Origin of the sequence: Mesorhizobium sp. M7A.F.Ca.ET.027.02.1.1 (assembly GCF_004022985.1) — a bacterium.
Classification (GTDB): domain Bacteria; phylum Pseudomonadota; class Alphaproteobacteria; order Rhizobiales; family Rhizobiaceae; genus Mesorhizobium.
This window is the reverse complement of sequence record NZ_RZOL01000424.1, coordinates 1-5040: the sequence shown is the minus strand read 5'-3', so window position 1 is coordinate 5040 and position 5040 is coordinate 1. Positions and strand designations below refer to the sequence as shown.

At 60.9% G+C, this 5040-nt stretch carries 4 protein-coding genes and 1 pseudogene; 3 read left to right on the top strand and 2 right to left on the bottom strand.

From position 1 onward, the window contains the following. Positions 1 to 598 (bottom strand): ABC transporter permease (locus EN749_RS30290; RefSeq protein ID WP_128364539.1); only part of this gene is annotated, 598 nt, incomplete at its 3' end. 411 nt (positions 599 to 1009) lie between these two features. Here EN749_RS30290 and EN749_RS30285 point away from each other — a divergent pair. The 3 genes from EN749_RS30285 (at position 1010) to EN749_RS30275 (ending at position 4631) form a co-directional block, all read left to right on the top strand. After that, positions 1010 to 2998 carry a nucleoside-diphosphate sugar epimerase/dehydratase gene (locus tag EN749_RS30285; RefSeq protein ID WP_189367802.1) on the top strand — a complete coding sequence of 663 codons (1989 nt, stop codon included), beginning with the start codon at positions 1010 to 1012 and terminating at the stop codon, positions 2996 to 2998. A gap of 32 nt (positions 2999 to 3030) precedes the next feature. Then, positions 3031 to 3966, top strand: a complete 936-nt coding sequence (locus tag EN749_RS30280) for a glycosyltransferase family 2 protein (RefSeq protein WP_127320325.1) — start codon at positions 3031 to 3033, stop codon at positions 3964 to 3966. A gap of 122 nt (positions 3967 to 4088) precedes the next feature. After that, the gene (locus EN749_RS30275) at positions 4089 to 4631 is read left to right on the top strand and encodes a sugar transferase (RefSeq protein WP_127397109.1); all 543 of its coding nucleotides are present in this window, start codon (positions 4089 to 4091) and stop codon (positions 4629 to 4631) included. Between the two features lie 52 nt (positions 4632 to 4683). Here the strand turns inward: EN749_RS30275 and EN749_RS30270 are convergent. Then, positions 4684 to 5040, bottom strand: a pseudogene (locus EN749_RS30270) (epimerase); the annotation flags it as partial.

Sequence of the window (5040 nt, the reverse complement as noted above, 5' to 3'; positions counted from 1 at the left end):
GACCGCTATAGACCCAGAACACCGGCGTGAAGAACATGCCGACCCGCATCAGATTCCCGACGATGAACTCACTATCGGGAAAGAAGGCGCCCAAGAACGCAAAAACCGTTACGAATGCAGGCGTTGCCAGGATGATGAGCAGCAGACCCAGCAGCGATAGCAGCCAATTCGCGCTGATCCCATAACCGCCCAGCAGCAGAACAAGAGCGCAACCCGCCAACGAATAAGCAGCCCTGATGATGCATTGCATCGTCAATCGCATCACATAGACGAACAGCGGCAGCGTTGTGCCTTGAATGAAGCTCGCTTCTCGCTGGAAAAGCGACACGCTCATGGTGATGGTCTCGGTGAGATAAAACCAGACCAGCATGCCGATGGCTACATAGGCTATATAGCTTGGGTTGCTGGCGTCGGTGGTCACGAAAACAAAGACAAAAGTGCCGACGAAAGCGAAATAATTGACCAGCATCCAAAGCGGGCCGAGCGTCGTGCGTCTGTGCTGGTCGCCGATGTCCTCGTGGGCAAGCGCGATCCAGACCCGGTGTAATCTCATGGCCTTTGAGATGTCGTCAAAAGCGCCGTTTAGTGCCGCAATCATAGCTGGGAGTATCGCAATCCGTTATTCTGGCGCATTATTCTTCGCTGGCCATAGCGAACCACCAAGCCCGTCTCTAATAGCCATTTCGATGGGCATATGGCAACGCATTGCGTCGTAACGCGGTGGGGAGCAGAGTCAACTGCGGCAAAACTGAACGCATGCTGATGCTGTGTGACTTATCTATTAGCTCTTGATAATGTTTCCTTTGCGACAATCGCCCCAGCATGATCCATGTTCTCCACTGGACGCCTCTTCTCGAAAAAACCTCTAGCTATGCCCTCCGCCCCGCAGTATGCGATACACCACGGCGGGGGCCGGGGATGGCACTTAAGGTGGATTGGTCGCGAAGTATCTTCGTGTTCGCACTTCGCTGGTGTCGATGCCCTTGAGCCTGGAGTCTAGTGCCGTCCAATGAATTCTTACCTCGAATCAGTATTCGGGCTCAGGCCACAGATGCGGCGCGTCTTCATCATGGTCCAGGACGTGGTCATGGTCCTGGTCGCCGTGGCACTCAGCCTCGTGCTTTCGCGGTCGAATCTTTCGTTCGAAGCGCTCTCCAAGGAGGGGCTGGCGACATGGGCGGGCATCGTCGTCATCAGCCATTTGCTGTTCCGCTACAGTGGCCTCTACACCACCGTCTGGCGCTTCGCCTCGACGCCGGACTTTTTCAACATCCTGAAGAGCTGCGCGATCTTGACGTTCACTCTTTACATGGCGTCGCTGCTGCTGCGGTTTTACCGGCCGGTCGCAGGGCTCAACGAGCGTCAGTTCATCGTCTTCTTCCTCGTCTCCTTCACCATCATCTCGGCACCCCGGCTGTTCTACCGCTTCCTGCGTGACGGCGCGAGCTGGGGCATTCTTGGCCGCAAGTCCGATGATACTGAGCCCAAGCGCGCGCTGTTCGTTGGCCGGCTTGGCGAGGCCGACCTGATCATTCGCTTCACGCGCACGGCGCAACCGGCGGACTATTCCATCGCAGGCATCATGGCGACCGAGCGCGGCGCACCGTTGGGCACGCGGATTCAAGGTGTTCCCGTGGTGGCAACCATGCCGCGCCTGATCGATGTCCTGGAAGACTATGCGACCGGCACCAAAAGCCTGGACCTGCTGATTTTCGGCAGCGGCGCCGAGCACGAAATCGAGGACTATTCGGAACTCGTGCGCATTGCCCGGCACGGCGATATAAATGTGGTGCAGTTCTCAGGCCTTTCGGAGTTGGAACAGCACGGAAAGCTGGTTCTCGACACCGTCGAGATGGAAACGATCCTGCGCCGTCCGGCGGTCGCGTCCGATATCCAGCGCATCGGCGCCTTTGTCAGCGGCAAACGCGTTCTGGTGACCGGCGGCGCCGGTTCAATCGGCCAGACGCTGGTCAAGCGGTCGCTGGAACTGGGAGCCGAGGCGGTGCTGGTCGCCGACAACTCCGAGTTCGGCATTTTCCAGTTGAGCCAGTATGTTGACGAGAAGGACCACGACCGCCTCAAGGTCCGCATCGTCGATGTCGCGGACCGGCGCCAGATAATGCGTGTCGTCACCGAATTCCGGCCGGACATCATCTTTCACGCCGCGGCGCTCAAGCATGTTCCGCTGCTCGAGGAGAACTGGGATTCGGCCATCCAGACCAATATTTTCGGAACGCTCGTCTGTGCCGAGGTTGCCGCCAAGTGCGGGGTTGCGCAATTTGTCCTGATATCGAGCGACAAGGCGGTGGATCCCTCATCGGTGCTTGGCATGACGAAGCGGGCCGCCGAACAGATCATCAGTGCCTTGCACGGCACGCCGGCAGGCGAGACGGGCGGGCGCCTCCCGGCCACCAAGTTCATTGCAGTGCGGTTCGGCAATGTTTTCGGCAGCAATGGTTCGGTGGCGACCATATTCCAGGCGCAGATCGAGGCTGGGGGACCCGTCACCATCACCGACCGACGCATGACGCGCTATTTCATGACCGTGGCCGAAGCCGTCGATCTCGTCATCATGTCGGCGGCCGATGCCGCGTCGCGGCAGAGCGGACACGATTACGCCGTCTATATGCTCGACATGGGCAAGCCGGTGCCGATTCTTGAAGTGGCCGAAACGATGATCCGCTTGTCCGGAAAGAGCCCATACAAGGACATCGCGATCCGGTTCACCGGCATCAGGCCGGGCGAAAAACTTCACGAAACGCTGCATGGCGAAGACGAGGAACTCGTCGAACTCGGCATCTCGAAGGTTTTCGGCCTCAGCACGGACGTCGTGGAATGGTCGGATGTCCAGGTCGCGCTCACGGCCCTGCAGCAGTCGGCGAAAAACCAGGACAAGGCTGGCGCGCTCGCCGCATTGGCAGGTCTCGACCGCGCCAAGAAGGCCAGGGCAAGTGCACGTCAAGACGCGATCCCGAAAACGGCGGGGCAGGCGAGCTAGGCCCGTTCAGAATTCAGAAAGCGATCTTGCTCGTGAGCAAAGATGATCTGCGCATCGCGGTCCTGATGGGCACGAAAGACGGCGCCGCCTTCATCGAGGAGCAGCTGCAGTCCCTGCTCGAGCAGTCGCACCCTCTGGTCGACTTGTGGATTTCAGACGATGGCTCCACCGATGGCACGACCGCCATCATCGAGACATGGAAATCCCGCTGGCGGCCCAAGGGGCGGATGACGCTGGTAGAGGGGCCGCGGCAAGGCTTCGCCGCCAATTTCCGCTCCATGATCGTCGACCGACGCATCGAGGCGGACTGCTATGCCTTCTGCGACCAGGACGATATCTGGGAGACCGACAGGCTGGAGAGCGCTATCAGCTGGATGCGGACCCAGGATGCGAAAACCCCGCTGATGTTTTGTTCGCGAACCGCAACCATGACGGAAACAGGAAGCCTTGTCGGCCATTCGCCGCTGTTTGCCCGGCCGCCATCCTTTCGCAATGCGCTTGTGCAAAGCATCGCCGGCGGCAACACAATCCTGCTCAACGCCGCGGCACGCGACCTGCTGGCCAGGGCCTCCACGCGGACCGGGTTCGTCAGCCATGACTGGTGGGCCTATCTCATAGTGACCGCCGCCGCCGGCATCGTCCGCTACGATCCGCGACCGCTGGTGCGCTACCGGCAGCACGCGGCAAACCTGGTCGGCGCCAACGTGTCCTGGAAAGCAAGGTTCTCTCGGCTTGGCCGCCTGTTCAAGGGGGAATTCGCCGGCTGGACGGACCTCAACCTCGACGGTCTCGCCGTCAATCGCGATCTCCTGACCGAGGACGCGACGGCGTGCCTCGACCTTTTCATCCGCGGGCGCAACGGTGGCCTTTCCCGCCGCTTGGCAGGCTTGCGCCAAAGCGGCGTCTATCGGCAGACCGTTTCCGGAAACATTGGGCTCTATCTCGCCTTCATCCTGGGGCGCATCTGAACATTGCGACGGCTGCGTGGCGCGCTTGGTCAAGAGATCGGCTCATGCTACGTCGACCGGATTGACGGCATTGGCCTGCGGCGTTGCCTCGGGACTTCGGCAGGGAGCACTATCGGCCGTTCATGAAGACAGCCAAGCAAATCTTCGATATTGCCGGTGCGGCTCTGCTGCTGGTGGCCACATCTCCTGTCTTGGCGCTCACCGTCCTTGCCGTTCGGGCATCGTCGCCGGGCCCGGCTATTTTTTCACAGGTGCGGGTCGGCCGTGACGGTCGGCTTTTTCGCTGCCACAAGTTGCGCACGATGTATGTCGGGACGCCGTCACTACCCTCGCATGAGGCGCCGGCGGATTCCGTGACATCGGTCGGGAAGGTCCTACGGAAGTTCAAGCTCGACGAGCTGCCGCAATTCTGGAATGTCCTGAAGGGCGAAATGAGCCTGGTCGGGCCGCGCCCCTGCCTGCCGACCCAAACCGAGTTGATCGAGTGTCGCAGGCGGCTGGGGGTTTTGGCGGCGCTGCCGGGCATAACCGGCCTGGCCCAGATCAGGTGCATCGACATGTCGAACCCGGAGCTTTTGGCCGAAACGGATGCTGCCTACCTCCGCACTGCGTCGTTCTGGCTCGATCTTCGGATACTGTTTGGAACGCTCTACCGCAGACCATGATCCCAAAAAGTGGAAGCCGGTTTTTGGGAAAGATCATGGTCAAGCAAGAAAGTCAGGATCTACCGAGCCGCGCCAGCTCGGCCAGCCGCTCGACCGTGCGGGCTTCAGGCGTCCACCCCTGCGATACCAGCAGGGCGGGGTCGCATATCTGTGTCGCGGTCAGGCTGTCCCAGAACGCCCGCCTGCCGAGCGCGGCCACGACCGGCCGTATCAGACCGGCCGGCACAGCCATCAGGCGCTCACGCCGCCCCAAACCTCTGCGAAAGGCGGCGATGATGGCCTCGACGGCGACCGGCGGCACATCTGCGCCGACATAGATCGGGCGAAGCGGTCCGGAATGGCTGAGCAGGTGCGACACTGCTCGCACCGCGGCCTCGGAAGACATCAGCGAGCGGATTCCGGTCAAGGC

Coding starts and splice junctions, on each gene's coding strand:
- EN749_RS30275 (WP_127397109.1), top strand. CDS start 4,089: ATGAAGACAGCCAAGCAAATCTTCGATATTGCCGGTGCGGCTCTGCTG.
- EN749_RS30285 (WP_189367802.1), top strand. CDS start 1,010: ATGAATTCTTACCTCGAATCAGTATTCGGGCTCAGGCCACAGATGCGG.